The organism is Streptomyces pimonensis, from assembly GCF_041380215.1.
GTDB classification, from domain to species: domain Bacteria; phylum Actinomycetota; class Actinomycetes; order Streptomycetales; family Streptomycetaceae; genus Streptomyces; species Streptomyces pimonensis.
In genome coordinates this window covers 223,367-239,281 of the sequence record NZ_JAHWZY010000001.1, presented here as the reverse complement: position 1 = coordinate 239,281, position 15,915 = coordinate 223,367, and the positions used below count along the sequence as shown (strand labels likewise).

Sequence of the window (15,915 nt, the reverse complement as noted above, 5' to 3'; positions counted from 1 at the left end):
GTGCGGCGGATGCGGTCGTCCCGGCGTACGGTCGGAGGCATGCGCATTGTCATCGCTGGTGGTCATGGTCAGATCGCGCTGCGGCTGGAGCGGCTGCTCGCCGCGCGCGGGGACGAGGTGGCGGGCATCGTCCGCAACCCCGAACACTCCGACGAACTGCGGCGACTGGGTGCCGAGCCCGTCGTGCTCGACCTGGAGTCGGCGTCGGTGGAGGAGGTCGCACAGCGGCTGGAGGGCGCGGACGCGGCGGTCTTCGCGGCGGGCGCCGGGCCGGGCAGCGGTGTGGGCCGCAAGGAGACGGTGGACAAGGCTGCGGCGGTCCTCTTCGCCGACGCGGCCGTCCGCACGGGCGTACGGCGTTTCGTGATCGTGTCGTCCATGGGCGCGGACCCGGCCCACGAGGGCGACGAGGTCTTCGACGTGTACCTGCGCGCCAAGGGCGAGGCGGACGCGTACGTAAGCGGCTTGGACGCCCTGGACTGGACGATCCTGCGCCCCGGTCAGCTCACCGACGACGCCGGCACCGGCCTGGTCCGCCTGGAGGCCCGCACGGGCCGCGGCCCGGTCCCGCGCGACGACGTGGCCGCCGTGCTGGCGGAGCTGGTGGACACCCCCGCGACGGCCGGCCTGACCCTGGAGCTGATCAGCGGCTCCGCACCGGTGTCGGTGGCCGTGAAGTCGGTGGCCGGCAACTAGAAGAGGGGCATCTGCCCCGGGAAGTCCGGCACCACGTAACCGTCCAGCGAGGGCTGTTCCGCACCGAGCGGGGCATGCCTGCGTGACCCGGGGCACGAGGTCAGTTCCCCGCTCCCCCGGGCACCGGGCGGATCGTGCCGCGCGTACCGTCCGGCGACGACGGCGATCTCACGACGGCACACGGGGCAGGGGCGGCGACGGGACGACATGGGGCCAGTGTGCCCCTCGCCCCCCGGGGTGTTCCCCCCGCGAACGTGAAGAGACCCCCTCCGACTGCGTTTCCGCAGTCGGAGGGGGTCTTCCCCAGTGTGGCGGCGCCAGGATTCGAACCTGGGAAGGCTGAGCCGGCAGATTTACAGTCTGCTCCCTTTGGCCGCTCGGGCACACCGCCGGGGTTGCTGCCGTCGAACCGCTTTTCGGCGGTGCTCTGTGGCAACGACGTAAACAATACCCGATGGGCAGGGGTGCTTCGCCACCCGATTGATCGCGACCCGGAGGCCGGGGGGTGACTAGGCTGGTCCGGATGCGGCCGGGGACCGATGCCGGGCTCGGGGGCCGCTTCACGTACGCCGGTACGCACCCGGTGCGCAGCCCGGTACGCACCCCGATTCAAGGAGCCACAGGACATGGCCGACTCCAGTTTCGACATCGTCTCGAAGGTCGAGCGGCAGGAGGTCGACAACGCCCTCAACCAGACCGCCAAGGAGATCTCGCAGCGCTACGACTTCAAGGGCGTGGGCGCCTCGATCTCGTGGTCCGGGGAGAAGATCCTTATGGAGGCGAACTCCGAGGACCGGGTCAAGGCCGTCCTCGACGTCTTCCAGTCCAAGCTGATCAAGCGTGGCATCTCCCTGAAGGCCCTGGACGCCGGTGAGCCGCAGCTCTCGGGCAAGGAGTACAAGATCTTCGCGTCGATCGAGGAGGGCATCTCCCAGGAGAACGCGAAGAAGGTCGCGAAGATCATCCGTGACGAGGGACCGAAGGGCGTGAAGGCCCAGGTGCAGGGCGACGAGCTGCGGGTCAGCTCCAAGAGCCGCGACGACCTGCAGGCCGTCATCGCGCTGCTCAAGGGCAAGGACTTCGACTTCGCCCTGCAGTTCGTGAACTACCGGTAGGTCCGGCCGGCCGGAACCGGTGGCGTTCGCACGCCGCACGGGCGCGAGGAAGGGTGGACACCCGAGCGGTGACCGCCCTTCCCGCCTGCCGGCTGCGGCCTCCGGGGCCCGCGGCGCCCGGTCAGTCGCGTGAGTGGCCGAACAGGATGCGGTAGGCGACCAGGAGGACGAGCGAGCCGCCGATCGCGGCGGCCCAGGTGGTGCCGTCGTAGAAGTCCTTGGTGATCGGGTGGTCGAGCCAACGGGCCGACATCCAGCCGCCGATGAACGCACCGGCGACGCCGATCAGCGTCGTGCCGACGAGGCCGCCCGGGTCGCGGCCGGGCAGCAGGAACTTCGCTATCGCCCCGGCCAGCAGTCCCAGGATGATCCAGCTGATGATCGTCATGCCGCTTACCTGCCCTTCTCCCGCCGCCCTTGCACCATGAAGGACGGCACGCGTACACCTGCCGGTTGCACCTGAGCAGTAGGGTGCGGCCTCATGACGCACACCTCCGGTCCCGAACTGCGCCGCACGCTCGGTGTCGGTGACGCCGTGGTCATCGGTCTCGGCTCGATGGTGGGGGCCGGGATCTTCGCCGCTCTGGCACCCGCCGCGGACGCGGCCGGTTCCGGGCTGCTCCTCGGGCTGGCGGTCGCCGCCGTGGTCGCCTACTGCAACGCCACGTCGTCGGCGCGCCTCGCCGCCCTCTACCCGGCCTCGGGCGGCACGTACGTGTACGGGCGCGAGCGGCTCGGGGACTTCTGGGGTTACCTCGCGGGCTGGGCGTTCGTGGTCGGGAAGACGGCCTCCTGCGCGGCGATGGCCCTCACCGTGGGCGCCTACGTCTGGCCGGGGCAGGCGCACGCCGTGGCGGTGGCCGCCGTGGTGGCGCTGACCGCGGTGAACTACGGCGGTGTCCAGAAGTCCGCATGGCTGACGCGGGTGATCGTGGGTGTGGTCCTGGCCGTCCTCGCTTTCGTGGTGGTCGTGTGCCTGACGTCGGGGGAAGCCGATGCCGGGCGGCTGGGCCCCGGGGTCCCGGGCGGTGCCGGCGGGGTGTTGCAGGCAGCCGGTCTGCTGTTCTTCGCCTTCGCCGGGTACGCCCGTATCGCGACCCTCGCTGAGGAGGTCCGGGATCCGGCGCGCACCATCCCGCGGGCGATCCCGCTGGCCCTGGGCATCGCACTGGTCGTGTACGCGGCTGTCGCCGTGGCCGTCCTCTCGGTGCTGGGACCGGAGGGGCTGGGCGGGGCCACCGCGCCGCTCGCCGACGCGGTGCGGGCCGCCGGTGTTCCCTGGCTGGCGCCGGTGGTGCGGGTGGGTGCGGCGGTGGCCGCGCTGGGTTCGCTGCTCGCCCTGATCCTGGGGGTCTCACGGACGACACTGGCCATGGCCCGGGACCGGCATCTGCCGGGTGTCCTCGCCGTCGTGCACCCGCGGTTCCACGTGCCGCACCGGGCGGAGCTGGCCGTGGGCGCGGTGGTCGCCGTCCTGGCCGCCACGGTGGATGTGCGGGGCGCGATCGGGTTCTCCTCCTTCGGTGTGCTGGCGTACTACGCGGTGGCCAACGCGTCGGCCTGGACACTCGACTCACGGCCGGTGACGCGGGTGGTGCCGGCGGTGGGGTTCGCCGGGTGCCTGGTGCTGGCGTTCTCGCTGCCGTGGGTCTCGATGGCCGTGGGCGCGGGGGTACTGGTGGTGGGGGTGGCGGCCTACGGCGTGCGCCGGGGGCCGAGGGCGGGCCGCGACCGGTAGCCGTCGCGGGCCCGGGTGCGAGGGAAGCCGCGCTCGCCGACTGCGGCTGGTTTCCCAGGGGCGCCCGCCCCTCCCGGGCCTCGCTCTCCGGGACATCCCTCCGGAGAGCCGCGGTGGTCCCCGCAGAGCCCGGTCAGGGCACCGGCGCCCCGCAAGCCCGCGAAACCGGTCCAGGGGGCCAGGTCCGCCCTCTCGTTCTCCTCCTCGTGCCGGCCCGTGCCCCGGACCCGGGAGTGGAGCCGGTCCGTGAGGCCGGGCACGTCGAGGAACCGGGCGCGGTCGGGGCCGCCCGGGCCGGGTTCGAAGAGGAGGACGGTGGCCTGGGGGGAGCGGCGGTCCGCACAGGCGTACATGCCGCAGCCCCAGTGGGACATGGGCAGTATTCCCTCGGGCCAGGGCCAGTCAGGGTCCTCGCTGCCGCCCCCTCGGCGGGCGAGGTACTGGGCCACGGCGGCGGGTTCGCCGGAGGGCGTGCTGTCCAGCAGAGGCGGCAATCCGCACTCGGGGCCGAATCCGCCGTCCGCCCCGTACAGGGAGAACTCGGTGGGCAACGGGTACAGGGCGAAACCCGGCGTGGCCTCGGCACGCGCCGGGTGGCCGCGTCGATGGGGTCGGGGAGGGAGGGCCGGCCCCATGAGCGGGTGTCACGGGCCTTGTCCGCCACCTGTGTCAGCAACTGCTCGTGCTCGGTCATGGGTTCATGATGCGCGCCGCCGCTGACATGCGTGCGGGCCTGTGGACAACCTCCGGCCTGTGGACAACCCTGGGCCGTGACGTGGTCGAGGGATGCGCCTTCGGGCTGGTCAGCGCTGTGTGAACGGCTGGTCGGTGCGCACGATCTCCCGGCCCAGCGGGAACAGTGAGACCGGGATCAGCTTGAAGTTGGCGATGCCGAGCGGGATTCCGACGACCGTCACGCACAGGGCGATGCCGGTGAGGATGTGGCCGAGCGCCAACCACCAGCCCGCGAGGAGCAGCCACAGCACGTTGACGAGGAAGGAAGGGGCTCCCGCGTCCCGGTGTTCGACCGTCGTGTACCCGAAGGGCCACAGGGCGTAGACGCCGATGCGGAACGCGGCGACGCCGAAGGGGATGCCGATGACCGTGATGCAGAGCAGCACGCCCGCGAGCAGGTAGCCGAGGAACAGCCAGAAGCCGCTGACGACGAGCCATATGAGATTCAGGATCGTCTTCACTGGTGGTGACCTGCCATCTTCTCGAGCCGGGCGATGCGTTCCGCCATCGGCGGGTGGGTGGAGAACATCTTCGAGAGCCCTTGGCCCGGGCGGAACGGATTGGCGATCATCATGTGGCTGGCCGTCTCGATACGGGGCTCGGGGGGCAGGGGGAGCTGCTTGGCGCCGTGTTCCAGTTTGCGCAGGGCTCGGGCGAGAGCGAGCGGATCGCCGGTGAGCTGGGCGCCGGAGGCGTCGGCCTCGTACTCCCGGGAGCGGCTGACGGCCAGCTGGATGAGGGACGCGGCGAGCGGCCCGAGGATCATGATCAGCAGCATGCCGAGGAGGCCGGGGCCGTCGTCGTCGTCCGAGCGGCCGATCGGTATCAGCCAGGCGAAGTTGACCAGGAACATGATCACGGAGGCGAGGGCTCCGGCGACCGAGGAGATCAGGATGTCGCGGTTGTGGACGTGGCTGAGCTCGTGGCCGATGACACCGCGCAGCTCCCGCTCGTCGAGCAGGCGCAGGATGCCTTCGGTGCAGCACACGGCGGCGTTGCGCGGATTGCGGCCGGTGGCGAAGGCGTTGGGGGCCTCGGTCGGAGAGATGTACAGACGCGGCATGGGCTGGCGGGCCTGGGTGGAGAGCTCGCGGACCATGCGGTACAGCCCCGGGGCCTCGAACTCGCTCACCGGGCGGGCGCGCATCGCGCGCAGGGCCAGCTTGTCGCTGTTCCAGTACGCGTACGCGTTGGTGCCCAACGCGATCAGGACGGCGACGACGAGCCCCGTGCGGCCGAAGAAGCTTCCGATGACGATGATGAGTGCGGACAGTCCCCCGAGGAGGACCGCTGTCCTGAGCCCATTGTGCCGGCGGTGCACGGTACGCCCTCCAAATCGTGCGACAGGGGGGACCCTCGCTTGCTGGTCTTCCTTCTGGCCTGCACTGTCCACCGGTCTGGTGGTGTCACGTCCAGTGGACCCTCCTGTACCGGTCAACGCCAGGCGCGGGGCACTAGTTCCCTTGTGCGCGTGGTGGCACATGTCAACCGTCCGGGTGACGCCCCGTCCCGCGCGTTCCCGGGCCGCGCGCGCGTGGGCGTCGGGTGCCTCCACGCGCGCGTCGGGCGGGTCCCGGTGGTCAGAAGAGCCCGGTGCCGGTGAAACGCAGGACCAGCTGGGGGGCGCCGGACAGGGCGATGCCGAGGACGCCGGTCAGGGCGAGGGCGGCGGTGAGGGGGACGGTGAGCCGGTGCTTCACCGGCTCACCCTCGGGGGCGCGGAACAGCAGGGCCGTCCACCGGAGGTAGTAGACCAGCGCGATGACGACGTTGACGGCCATGACGACGGCGAGCCAGCCCAGTCCGGCGTCGACGGCCGCGGAGAACACGGTGACCTTGGCGAAGAGGCCGATGACGCCCGGCGGGAGTCCGGCGAGGCAGAGCAGGAAGAAGCCCAGGAGGAGCGCGGTGAGAGGGTTGGAGGCGTACAGGCCGCGGTAGTCGGCGACGCGGTTGAGCCGGTGCGCGCGGCCGACGAGGGCGGCCACGGCGAACGCTCCCAGGTTCACGGCGCCGTACATGAGGGCGTAGGCGACGGTGGAGCCGATCGACCCCTCGGCGTCGCGGGAGTACGCGGCGGCGGCGATCGGCACCAGGAGGTAGCCGGCCTGGCCGACGGACGACCAGGCGAGGAGGCGTACCGCGCTGTACGCGCGCGTGGCCTGCTGTCCAAGGGCGCCCACGTTGCCGACGGTCATGGTGAGGGCGGCCAGCGCGGCGAGGGCCGGACCCCAGACGTCGGCGTACGACGGGAGGGCGACGACGGTGACGAGGACGAGCCCGGAGAAACCGACGACCTTGCCGATGACCGACAGGTAGGCGGCGACGGGCAGGGGGGCGCCCACGTAGGTGTCGGGGACCCAGAAGTGGAAGGGGGCGGCGGCGGACTTGAAGGCGAAGCCGACGAGGGTCAGGACGACGCCGGTCTGCGTGAGGGTGTGGAGCTGTCCGTCGACGTGCTGGACGCGCTCGGCGACCAGGGTGAGGTGGAGGGTCCCGGTGGCGGCGTAGACGAAGCTGACGCCCAGCAGGCTGACCGCGGTGGCGGTGACGGAGGACAGGAAGAACTTCAGGGCCGCTTCGGAGGACTTCCGGTCCCCGTGCCGCAGGCCGACCAGGGCGAAGGCGGGCAGGGAGGCGACCTCCAGGGCGACGACGAGGGTCGCGAGGTCGCGGGAGGCGGGCAGGAGGGCGGCGCCGGCCGCGGAGGAGAGGAACAGGAACCAGTACTCGCCCTCGGGGAGCCGTTTTCCCTCGTCCTTCAGGGCGGTGACCGACAGGAGGGCTGCCAGGAGGGCGCCGCCGAGGACCAGGAACTGGATGACGAGGGTGAAGCGGTCCGCGGTGTAGCTGCACACCCCTTCGTCGCCGACCAGGCAGAAGGTGCTGCGGTCGGCGTCGAGGAGGGGGAGCAGCATGAGCGTGGCGACGGCGAGTCCGGCCACCGAGAGCCGGCCGAGGAGCGGCTTCCTGGCCTCGCTCACGAAGAGGTCGGCGACGAGGACGACGAGTGCGGCGACCGCCGCGATGGTGGGCGGCGCGATGGCCAGCCAGTCGACGGACTGGACGAGGGAGCTCATCGGGTGCCTCCTGCGAGGAGCTGCTGCACGGCCGGGTCGGTCAGTCCGAGGAGGGTCTTCGGCCAGAGCCCGGCGACGACGGTGAGGACGACGAGCGGGATCCAGGCCGCGAACTCGTGGGAGCGCACGTCGGTGAGGCGCGGGGTCTCCTGGGGTGCGGCGCCCATGCAGACCCTGCGGACCACGAGCAGCAGGTAGGCGGCCGTCAGCAGGGTGCCGAACGCGCCGACGGCCATGAAGGTGAGGAAGGCGGGGCGGCTGAGGCCCTCGGCGGGGTCGAAGGCGCCGAACAGGGCGAGCATCTCGCCCCAGAATCCGGCGAGGCCGGGCAGGCCGAGGGAGGCGACGGCGGCGAAGGCGAGCAGGCCGCCCAGGCGCGGGGCCCTGCCGTAGAGGGCTGCGCCGGTCTCCTTCGCGAGGGCGTCGAGGTCGGTGCTGCCGGTGCGGTCCTTGAGGGCGCCGACCAGGAAGAACAGCAGGCCGGTGATGAGGCCGTGGGCGACGTTGGCGAACAGGGCGCCGTTGACGCCGGTCGGGGTCATGGTCGCAATGCCGAGGAGGACGAAGCCCATGTGGCCGACGGAGGAGTAGGCGATGAGGCGTTTGAGGTCGCCCTTCGCGCCCCGCTTGGCGAGGGCCAGGCAGGCGAGGGATCCGTAGACGACGCCGACGACGGCGAACGCGGCGAGGTACGGCGCGAAGGTGCGGAAGCCGTCCGGCGCGGCGGGCAGCAGGACGCGCACGAAACCGTACGTGCCCATCTTCAGCAGGACGCCGGCCAGCAGGACGGAGCCGACGGTCGGGGCGGCGGTGTGGGCGTCGGGCAGCCAGCTGTGCAGCGGCCACATCGGGGTCTTGACCGCGAGCCCGATCCCGATCGCCAGTACGGCGACGACCTGCACGGATGCGGTCAGTGACCGGCCGTTGTCAGTGGCGAGTGCCACCATGTCGAATGTGCCCGCCTCGATTCCGATCAGGAGCAGGCCGAGCAGCATGACCACGGAGCCGAGCAGCGTGTAGAGGATGAACTTCCAGGCGGCCCCGGCCCGGCCCTCGCCGCCCCAGCGGGCGATGAGGAAGTACATCGGGACGAGGACCGTCTCGAAGGCGAGGAAGAACAGGATCAGGTCGAGGACGGCGAAGGTCGCGAGGGTGCCGGACTCGAGGACGAGCAGCAGGGCGACGAAGGCCTTCGGGGACGGCCCCGTGGGCGGCTTGAAGTACGAGTGGAGCGCGCAGAGGAAGGTCAGCAGCGCGGTCAGGACCAGAAGGGGGAGGGAGATGCCGTCGGTGCCGAGGTGGATGCGCACGTCCAGTGCGGGGATCCAGCTGATGTCGGTCGTGGCCTGCATCCTCGACGGCTGGTCGTGGTCGAAGCCGAGCGCGAGGACGATCGCCGCGACGAGGACCGCGCCGGTGACGGTCGCGCCGTGGCGGAGCACCGCCTGGTCGGGTGACTTCCCCTTCAGTCCGGGCGGGGCCGGCAGGAGGGCGGCGGCGGCGCCGAGGAGCGGGCCGACGACGAGGAACGCCAGGAGGAACTGCATCACGGACTCGTTGATATCGATCACGCCTGCTCACGCTCCCGTGGCGACGAGGACGGCGGCGACCGCGAGGACGACGGTGCCGGCGAGCAGCGCGCTCACATAGGTCTGCAGATTGCCGGTCTGGGCCCGTCGTACGGCGGCGCCGAGCCAGCGGGGCAGCGTGCCCGCGCCGCGTACGTAGGTTTCGACGACCTCGCGGTCGAGGAACCGCACGAGGCTCGCGCCGGCCCGGACCGGGCGGACGAGGAGCGCCGTGTACAGGGCGTCCAGATGGAAGCCGGCGGCCGCGGGGCGGTGCAGCGGGCCGAGCAGCAGTCGTCCGGGGTCCGACGGGTCGGGTGCGTACGCGATGTCCCCGTAGGCCGGTTCGTGGGTGGCGACGGCCTCCGTCTCGACCAGCCCGGCGTCGCCCCCGGGGTGGGCGGCGACGGTGCCGAGGGGGACACGGGCCGCCGCGTGTGCGGTGGTGTGCCGCCAGGTGGCGTAGGTGATGATGCCGCCGGCCAGGGCCGCTCCCGTGCCGAGCACGGAGGTGGTGAGGGTCGGGGTCAGGTCGTGGCCGTCGAACCAGTGGGGCAGCGCGCGGAAGGCGAGACCGCCGAGTGCGAGGGACGGTACGGCGAGCACCCACAGCACCACGGTCATCGTCAGTGGCTGCCTGCCGTGGTCGGGTGCCTCGGCGCCGTACCCGCAGAAGGCCAGCAGCCACAGGCGCATCGCGTACGCGGCGGTCAGCAGGGCGGTGACGAGGCCGGCGAGGAGGACGATCCAGCCCGCCGCGGCGGGCGCGTGTCCGGTGTTGTGGCCGGTGACGACGTGCTCGGCGGCCCCGAGGACGGCCTCCTTGGAGAAGAAGCCGCTGAACGGCGGGATCGCGGCGAGGGCGAGGAGCGCCACGGTCATCGTCCAGTAGGCGTCGGGGGCCCGGTCCCGCAGGCGGCCCATGCGGGACATGGCGGCCAGCGAGTTGGTGCCGGCGGCGTGGATGATCACGCCGGCCGCGAGGAACAGCAGCGCCTTGAAGGCGCCGTGGGACAGGAGGTGGAAGACGGCGGCACCGCGGTCGGCGACGGCGAGGGCGCCGGTCATGTAGCCGAGCTGACCGATCGTCGAGTAGGCGAGGACGCGTTTGATGTCGTCCTGGGCGAGCGCGGCGAGCGCCGAGCCGGCCATGGTCACGGCGGCCATGACGGCGAGGACGGTCATCGCGGCCCGCGAGGCCTCGAAGAGCGGGAGGAGACGGGCGATGAAGTAGACACCGGCGGCGACCATGGTCGCGGCGTGGATCAGCGCGGAGACGGGGGTGGGGCCCGCCATCGCGTCGGGGAGCCAGGTGTGCAGCGGGAACTGCGCCGACTTGCCGGCCACGCCCGCCAGGAGCAGCAGGACGACGAGCGTGGGGTGCTCGATGCCGCCGTTCTCGACGGCGCCGAGGATCCGGGTGATCCGGAAGGACCCGGCGTCGGTGGCCAGGGCGAACAGGCCGATGAGGAAGGGGACGTCGCCGAGCTTGGTGACCAGGAAGGCCTTGAGGGAGGCGGCGCGGGCCTCGGGGGTCTCCCAGTAGTGGCCGACGAGGAAGTAGGAGCAGATGCCCATGACCTCCCAGCCGACCAGCAGCACCATCAGATCGCCGGAGTGGACGACCAGGAGCATCGCGGAGGTGAACAGGGAGACGAGGGCGGCGTAGGAGGGGTAGCGCGGGTCGTCGCGCAGGTAGCCCGCCGAGTAGATCTGCACGCAGGCGGCGACGGCGGTGACCAGGACGGCGGTCAGCGCGGCGAATCCGTCGACGTACAGGGCGAGTTCGATCGGGACCGAGCCGGTGGGGGTGAGCTCGGTCACGGCGTCGACGGCCTGGCCCCCGCCCTGGCGCCAGGCGACCGTGGCGGCGAGTGCGAGGGAGACGAGCGTCGGCAGGACGGCGAGCGGGCGGACGAAGCCGGGAGCCGCGCGGCCCAGGAGCAGCCCGGCGAGCGCGCCGAGGAACGGAAGGAGGGGGACGAGGACGGCGAGGGTGGTCGTGGTCACGCGGTGGCCTCGGTCTTCTCGCCGGCCGTCCGGGGCGTGGAGGTTTCGCGGCCGGCGGCGCTGTCGGAGCCGTCGGGCTCGTGGCCCTCGGCGGTGTCGCGGAGCTTGTCGATGTCCGAGGTGCCGCGGTTGCGGTACACGGCGAGGACGATCGCCAGGCCGATGCCGATCTCGGCGGCGGCGATGGCGATGGTGAACAGGGTCAGGGCCTGGCCGGAGTGCAGGCTCTCCTCGGCGGTCCGGCTGAGCCAGATGTCGAAGGCGACCAGGTTCAGGTTGACGGCGTTGAGCATCAGCTCGACCGACATCAGGACCAGGATCGCGTTGCGACGGGCGAGGACGCCGTACAGGCCGGTGCAGAAGAGGAGGGCGGACAGGACGGCGGGATAGGCGAGGTACATCAGCGGGCCCCTTCCGTGCCGCGCCGGGTGTCCGTCGCGCCGGACGCGGCGCCGGCCTTCGCCGTGCGGGACAGGACGATCGCGCCGACGAGGGCGGCGAGGAGGAGGACGGAGAGGGCCTCGAAGGGGAGGACCCAGTGCTGGAAGAGACTCGCTCCGGTGACGTCCGTGGAGCCGGCGGGGGTGCCGTCCAGGTCGATCCAGGTGGTGCGGAAGGCGTCGACGACGACCCAGACCAGGGCCGCCGCGGCGGCGCCGGCCACGGTGAGGGCGATCCAGCGGTTGCCGGAGTCGGCGTCCGGTGAGCGGCCGATGGGCGCCCTGGTGAGCATGAGCCCGAACAGGAGGAGGACGACCACGGAACCGACGTAGATGAGGACCTGCACCCAGGCGATGAACTCGGCGGTGAGCAGGAGGTACTCGACGGCGAGGCCGCCGAGGGCCACCACCAGCCACAGGGCCGCGTGCACCAGCTGCCGGGTGGTGACGGTGATGACGGCGGCCCCGAAGGTGACCAGGCCGACGAGGAGGAAGGCGATCTCCACCCCGGTCGGGGAGAGGAAGCCGCGGGACTCGGCCGCCAGGTTCACGGTGTCGGCCGCGAGGTCGCCGAGAGTCGCTGCGGGGGTCATTCCCTGCCCTCCTGCCGTGGCTGGTCCGCCTGCTGCTTCGACTCGCCCGCCGGTCGTGCGGGCGACTCGGCGGCGCGGGCCTGTTCGTCGGCGTGCGGCTCGGTGCCGGCCGAGGGCGCCGGGGGCGGGGCCGCCGTCTCCGCGGCCCGGACGGTGGCCGACTTCTCGGCGGTCCTGCGGGCGGCGGCGAGCTCCTTCGGCTCCTCGGCGCCGGGGTCGAGGGCGGGCGGGGCCGGGACGGTCCACATCCACTCGCGGAGCTTGTCGCGCTCGTGGGTGAGGTCACGGATGTCGGTCTCGGCGTACTCGAACTCCGGGGACCAGAACAGGGCGTCGAAAGGGCAGACCTCGATGCAGATGCCGCAGTACATGCACAGGGAGAAGTCGATGGCGAAGCGGTCGAGGACGTTGCGGCTGCGTTCGCGGCCGCCGGGGGCCGTCGCCGGGACCGTCTCCTTGTGGGAGTCGATGTAGATGCACCAGTCCGGGCACTCGCGGGCGCACAGCATGCAGACCGTGCAGTTCTCCTCGAACAGGCCGATCACTCCGCGGGTGCGGGGCGGGAGGTCGGGCTGGGTGTCCGGGTACGGGGCGGTGACGGACTTCTTCGTCATCGTCCGCAGGGTGACGGCCAGGCCCTTGGCCAGGCCGGAGCCGGGGATCGGGGCCATCAGAGGAACACCACCTTGACGACGCCGGTGAGGGCGATCTGGGCGAGGGACAGGGGGACGAGGAGGGTCCAGGAGAACTTCTGGAGCTGGTCCTCCCGCATGCGGGGGCAGGTGACGCGGAGCCAGATGACGACGAAGGCGAGGACCGCGGTCTTCAGCAGGGTCCAGACCCAGCCGAGCCCGTCGGCACCCCAGGGGCCGTGCCAGCCGCCCAGGAAGAGGACGGTGGTCAGACCGCACAGGACGACGATCCCGGCGTACTCGGCGAGGAGGAAGAGGGCGAAGCGCAGGCCGGTGTACTCGGTGTACGCGCCGAAGATGATCTCCGAGTCGGCGACCGGCATGTCGAAGGGCGGGCGCTGGAGTTCGGCGAGGCCGGCGACGAAGAAGACGAGCGCGCCGGTGATCTGCCAGGGCAGCCACCACCACTCGAACGCGTCGAGGATGCCGACGAGGGAGACGGTGCCGGCCGCCATCGCCACCGAGGCGGCGGTGAGCAGCATCGGGAGTTCGTAGGAGAGCAGCTGGGCGGCGGTGCGCAGGCCGCCGAGGAGGGAGAACTTGTTGGCGGAGGCCCAGCCGGCCATCAGGGAGCCGAGGACGCCGACCCCCATGACGGCGAGGACGAAGAACACACCCGCGTCGATCACCTGGCCGACCGCGCCCTCACCCGGTCCGACCGGGACGGCGAGCAGGACGAGGAGGTACGGCAGGAGGGCGACGGCGGGGGCGAGCTGGAAGATACGCCGGTCCGCGCCGGCCGGGACCACGTCCTCCTTCTGCGCGAACTTCACGCCGTCGGCGATGAGCTGGGCCCAGCCGTGGAAGCCGCCGGCGTACATCGGGCCGAGGCGGCCCTGCATGTGGGCCATCACCTTGTGCTCGGTCTGCCCCACGATCAGGGGGAGGGTGAGGAAGACGACGAACACGGCCAGGAGCCGCAGGGCGACGTCGAGCACGTCGTTCACCGCGGGCCTCCTGAGGGGTCTTCGGGGGTGGGGTTCTCGGGGTCGCTCCCGGTCTCCGAGCGGGGCTCGGGGGTCGCGTCGGCGTCGGACCCGGTGCCGGCTTCGGGCTCCGAGCCGGTGTCCGCAGCAGCGTCCCCCGGGGCCTCACGGGCCGGGCCGGCGTCGGGCTCCGCCCCCGCGCCGGGTCGGGTGAAGGCGGGGCGGGCGTGGTGCCAGGGAGCGTCCGGGCTGCGGGGAGCGGCGGGAGGCCTTCGGTCCCGGCGGTCCTCGGCGGGCACGGGGGCGGACGCGTCGCCCGCTGCCGCGGGTTCGCCGGACGGCTCCGGAGCCCGCGGGGTGGCGCGCCGGCTCGCGGACCCCTCGGACTCGGCGCGCGCCCGGCGGGGGCCGTCGGCTGCCGAAGCACCGGAACGCTGCGACGCCGACCCCTCACTCGCGCTCCGCGCACGCCGCACGGGGGCGGCGGTCGGCCCGGAGGACGCCCCCGCGGCCTGGCTCGCGGGCCCCTCCGCCGCCGTGCGGGTGCGGCGGGGCGGGGGCGTGGGCTGGGCGGGCGCCTCCGGGGCGGCCGACTGGCTCGTCGAGCCCTCCGCCGCCGTACGCGCCCGGCGGGGGCCGTCGGCTGCCGCCCGTGTCGCGCCTGCCGCCGTCCTGCCCGTGCCCCGGGCCGGGCGGGCCGTGGCCGGGGGGAGCCGGCCCTTGAGGGGGCCCCATTCGTTCGGGTCGGGGACGCCCGGGGGAAGCATCTGGCGGCGCTTGGGGCCGCCGTGCGCCGCGCCCGCGGCGGGCTCCCCGGGTTCCTTGGCCCCGGGCCAGGCCTTGGCGACCCGGGCCGCGAGGACGAAGTCCTTGCGCAGGGGGTGGCCCTCGAAGCCGTCCGGCAGGAGGAGGTGGTCCAGGCCCGGGTGGCCCGTGAAGTCGACGCCGAACATCTCGTGCGTCTCGCGTTCGTGCCAGGCCGCGCCCGCGTAGACGTCCACGGCGGAGGGCAGCACCGGGGCCTCGTGCGGCACCGTGGTGCGCAGCAACAGGCGCCGTACCGGGGCCAGGGCGGCGACGTGCGCCGTGACGCGGAACCCGGCGCCGGGTTCGTCGACCGCGCTCAGCCAGTCGAAGAAGGTACAGCCGACCCGGTCGCGCGCGGCCTCCAGCGCGGTGATCCAGGAGGCGGGCGGTACGTCGACGGTCAGGACGCCGTACGACTCCTCCGCCGTGGCCTGCGCACCGAACAGTTCCCCGGTGTCGGCGGGGAGCCAGCCGACCGCGGTCATCGGCCCTCCCCCTCCCCGGACGGCGCCGGCGGCCGGACCAGCCCGCTCTGCAGCGCCGCCGCGGACGGCCGCGCGCCGCCGGGTCCGTAGCGCTCCCCCAGCGACTCCCGTGCGATCTTCTCCTGGAGCTTCAGGATCCCCTGGAGCAGCGCCTCGGGCCGGGGCGGGCAGCCGGGGACGTAGACGTCGACCGGGATGATCTGGTCCACGCCCTTGGTGACGGAGTAGGAGTCCCAGTACGGGCCGCCGCAGTTGCTGCACGCGCCGAAGGAGATGACGTACTTGGGCTCGGGCATCTGCTCGTACAGGCGCTTCACCGCGGGCGCCATCTTGTCCGTGACCGTGCCGGAGACGACCATCAGGTCGGCCTGGCGCGGTCCGGGAGCGAAGGGGATGACGCCGAGACGGATGAAGTCGTGGCGGGCCATCGACGCGGCGATGAACTCGATCGCGCAGCAGGCGAGGCCGAAGTTGAAGACCCACAGCGAATAGCGGCGGCCCCAGTTGAGGACCACCTTCATCGGCTCGGGGGCCAGTCGGGCGAGCGCGCCGAGCCGCTTCGGTTCCGGGAGCAGGACGGGCTCGGGGGCGGCGGGGTTCACGTCCATGTCAGGACGCCCTTCTTGTATGCGTACAGCAGACCCACGGCGAGGAAGCCGAGGAAGACGAACATCTCCACGAGGGTGGTCGCGCCGTAGCCGTCGGCGGCGAAGACGGTCGCCCAGGGGAAGAGGAAGATCGAGTCGACGGCGAAGATCACGTAGAGGAAGGCGTAGACGTAGTAGCGGACCTGGGTGTGGGCCCAGCCCTCGCCGACGGGGTCGACTCCGCACTCGTACGTCAGGAGCTTCTCGGGCGTGGGGACCACCGGCCGCAGCAGGCGTCCCGCCCCGAAGGCGACGGCGACGAACAGCAGGCCGACGACGGCGAGCAGTCCGACGACCGAGTAGGACTGGAAGTAGTCCGCCGCGACCACGGTCGTTTCCCGCACGTCCGCCCCTCACTCCCTTGATCGGCGCCCTGGCCCGTG

Annotated in this window: 17 protein-coding genes, 1 tRNA gene and 1 pseudogene; 3 read left to right on the top strand and 16 right to left on the bottom strand. The window is 72.5% G+C overall.

Going from position 1 to position 15,915, the window contains the following annotated elements:
- The first annotated feature begins 39 nt into the window (after window positions 1-39).
- Window positions 40-696, top strand: coding sequence for an NAD(P)H-binding protein (locus KYY02_RS01165; RefSeq protein ID WP_371235486.1), 657 nt, complete (start codon window positions 40-42; stop codon window positions 694-696).
- On the opposite strand, the gene KYY02_RS01160 is transcribed toward KYY02_RS01165, so the two are convergent.
- On the bottom strand, window positions 693-905 hold the full coding sequence (locus KYY02_RS01160) for a hypothetical protein (RefSeq protein ID WP_371235485.1): 213 nt from the start codon (window positions 903-905) through the stop codon (window positions 693-695). The genes KYY02_RS01165 and KYY02_RS01160 overlap by 4 nt on opposite strands.
- A gap of 100 nt (window positions 906-1,005) precedes the next feature.
- Window positions 1,006-1,087, bottom strand: a tRNA-Tyr gene (locus KYY02_RS01155).
- A gap of 235 nt (window positions 1,088-1,322) precedes the next feature.
- On the opposite strand from KYY02_RS01155, the gene KYY02_RS01150 reads away from it, so the two are divergent.
- Window positions 1,323-1,811, top strand: a complete 489-nt coding sequence (locus KYY02_RS01150; protein ID WP_108708220.1) for a YajQ family cyclic di-GMP-binding protein — start codon at window positions 1,323-1,325, stop codon at window positions 1,809-1,811.
- 121 nt (window positions 1,812-1,932) lie between these two features.
- On the opposite strand, the gene KYY02_RS01145 is transcribed toward KYY02_RS01150, so the two are convergent.
- Window positions 1,933-2,199 (bottom strand): GlsB/YeaQ/YmgE family stress response membrane protein, encoded by a 267-nt coding sequence (locus KYY02_RS01145; RefSeq protein ID WP_371235484.1) that lies wholly within the window; start codon window positions 2,197-2,199, stop codon window positions 1,933-1,935.
- A 93-nt stretch (window positions 2,200-2,292) separates the two neighbouring features.
- Here KYY02_RS01145 and KYY02_RS01140 point away from each other — a divergent pair, with 93 nt between their 5' ends.
- The gene (locus tag KYY02_RS01140; RefSeq protein ID WP_371235483.1) at window positions 2,293-3,549 is read left to right on the top strand and encodes an APC family permease; all 1,257 of its coding nucleotides are present in this window, start codon (window positions 2,293-2,295) and stop codon (window positions 3,547-3,549) included.
- Between the two features lie 161 nt (window positions 3,550-3,710).
- Here the strand turns inward: KYY02_RS01140 and KYY02_RS01135 are convergent.
- From KYY02_RS01135 to KYY02_RS01075, 13 genes and pseudogenes are all read right to left on the bottom strand, one after another.
- Window positions 3,711-4,243, bottom strand: a pseudogene (locus tag KYY02_RS01135) (SMI1/KNR4 family protein); the annotation flags it as partial.
- A 109-nt stretch (window positions 4,244-4,352) separates the two neighbouring features.
- Complete coding sequence (locus KYY02_RS01130; protein WP_371235482.1) at window positions 4,353-4,745, bottom strand: YccF domain-containing protein; 393 nt, start codon at window positions 4,743-4,745, stop codon at window positions 4,353-4,355.
- Complete coding sequence (gene htpX, locus KYY02_RS01125) at window positions 4,742-5,605, bottom strand: zinc metalloprotease HtpX (protein ID WP_371235481.1); 864 nt, start codon at window positions 5,603-5,605, stop codon at window positions 4,742-4,744. Before htpX ends, KYY02_RS01130 begins: the two co-directional genes overlap by 4 nt.
- Window positions 5,606-5,864: 259 nt before the next feature.
- The gene (locus tag KYY02_RS01120; RefSeq protein ID WP_371235480.1) at window positions 5,865-7,364 is read right to left on the bottom strand and encodes an NADH-quinone oxidoreductase subunit N; all 1,500 of its coding nucleotides are present in this window, start codon (window positions 7,362-7,364) and stop codon (window positions 5,865-5,867) included.
- Window positions 7,361-8,935, bottom strand: a complete 1,575-nt coding sequence (locus tag KYY02_RS01115) for a complex I subunit 4 family protein (RefSeq protein ID WP_371235479.1) — start codon at window positions 8,933-8,935, stop codon at window positions 7,361-7,363. Before KYY02_RS01115 ends, KYY02_RS01120 begins: the two co-directional genes overlap by 4 nt.
- Window positions 8,936-8,941: 6 nt before the next feature.
- Window positions 8,942-10,942, bottom strand: a complete 2,001-nt coding sequence (locus KYY02_RS01110) for an NADH-quinone oxidoreductase subunit 5 family protein (RefSeq protein ID WP_371235478.1) — start codon at window positions 10,940-10,942, stop codon at window positions 8,942-8,944.
- A complete protein-coding gene (gene nuoK / locus KYY02_RS01105; RefSeq protein ID WP_371235477.1) occupies window positions 10,939-11,343 on the bottom strand; it encodes an NADH-quinone oxidoreductase subunit NuoK in 405 nt (134 codons plus the stop codon). The genes KYY02_RS01110 and nuoK overlap by 4 nt, the downstream gene beginning before the upstream one ends.
- Entirely contained in the window at window positions 11,343-11,975 is a 633-nt protein-coding gene (locus KYY02_RS01100; RefSeq protein ID WP_371235476.1) for an NADH-quinone oxidoreductase subunit J family protein, read from the bottom strand. Before KYY02_RS01100 ends, nuoK begins: the two co-directional genes overlap by 1 nt.
- Window positions 11,972-12,646, bottom strand: a complete 675-nt coding sequence (locus KYY02_RS01095; protein ID WP_371235475.1) for a NuoI/complex I 23 kDa subunit family protein — start codon at window positions 12,644-12,646, stop codon at window positions 11,972-11,974. Before KYY02_RS01095 ends, KYY02_RS01100 begins: the two co-directional genes overlap by 4 nt.
- Window positions 12,646-13,614 (bottom strand): complex I subunit 1/NuoH family protein, encoded by a 969-nt coding sequence (locus KYY02_RS01090; protein WP_371235474.1) that lies wholly within the window; start codon window positions 13,612-13,614, stop codon window positions 12,646-12,648. The genes KYY02_RS01095 and KYY02_RS01090 overlap by 1 nt, the downstream gene beginning before the upstream one ends.
- Window positions 13,611-14,885, bottom strand: a complete 1,275-nt coding sequence (locus KYY02_RS01085; RefSeq protein WP_371235473.1) for an NADH-quinone oxidoreductase subunit C — start codon at window positions 14,883-14,885, stop codon at window positions 13,611-13,613. The genes KYY02_RS01090 and KYY02_RS01085 overlap by 4 nt, the downstream gene beginning before the upstream one ends.
- Complete coding sequence (locus KYY02_RS01080) at window positions 14,882-15,493, bottom strand: NADH-quinone oxidoreductase subunit B (protein ID WP_371235472.1); 612 nt, start codon at window positions 15,491-15,493, stop codon at window positions 14,882-14,884. The genes KYY02_RS01085 and KYY02_RS01080 overlap by 4 nt, the downstream gene beginning before the upstream one ends.
- Window positions 15,484-15,876 (bottom strand): NADH-quinone oxidoreductase subunit A, encoded by a 393-nt coding sequence (locus KYY02_RS01075; protein WP_030823404.1) that lies wholly within the window; start codon window positions 15,874-15,876, stop codon window positions 15,484-15,486. The genes KYY02_RS01080 and KYY02_RS01075 overlap by 10 nt, the downstream gene beginning before the upstream one ends.
- Window positions 15,877-15,915 lie beyond the last annotated feature (39 nt).

Bases quoted from the DNA above. Each gene is read 5' to 3' on its own strand.
- KYY02_RS01160 (WP_371235485.1), bottom strand. From the start codon at position 905: ATGTCGTCCCGTCGCCGCCCCTGCCCCGTGTGCCGTCGTGAGATCGCC.
- nuoK (WP_371235477.1), bottom strand. From the start codon at position 11,343: ATGTACCTCGCCTATCCCGCCGTCCTGTCCGCCCTCCTCTTCTGCACC.
- KYY02_RS01095 (WP_371235475.1), bottom strand. From the start codon at position 12,646: ATGGCCCCGATCCCCGGCTCCGGCCTGGCCAAGGGCCTGGCCGTCACC.
- KYY02_RS01150 (WP_108708220.1), top strand. From the start codon at position 1,323: ATGGCCGACTCCAGTTTCGACATCGTCTCGAAGGTCGAGCGGCAGGAG.
- KYY02_RS01080 (WP_371235472.1), bottom strand. From the start codon at position 15,493: ATGGACGTGAACCCCGCCGCCCCCGAGCCCGTCCTGCTCCCGGAACCG.
- KYY02_RS01085 (WP_371235473.1), bottom strand. From the start codon at position 14,885: ATGACCGCGGTCGGCTGGCTCCCCGCCGACACCGGGGAACTGTTCGGT.
- KYY02_RS01145 (WP_371235484.1), bottom strand. From the start codon at position 2,199: ATGACGATCATCAGCTGGATCATCCTGGGACTGCTGGCCGGGGCGATA.
- KYY02_RS01120 (WP_371235480.1), bottom strand. From the start codon at position 7,364: ATGAGCTCCCTCGTCCAGTCCGTCGACTGGCTGGCCATCGCGCCGCCC.
- KYY02_RS01100 (WP_371235476.1), bottom strand. From the start codon at position 11,975: ATGACCCCCGCAGCGACTCTCGGCGACCTCGCGGCCGACACCGTGAAC.
- KYY02_RS01165 (WP_371235486.1), top strand. From the start codon at position 40: ATGCGCATTGTCATCGCTGGTGGTCATGGTCAGATCGCGCTGCGGCTG.
- KYY02_RS01140 (WP_371235483.1), top strand. From the start codon at position 2,293: ATGACGCACACCTCCGGTCCCGAACTGCGCCGCACGCTCGGTGTCGGT.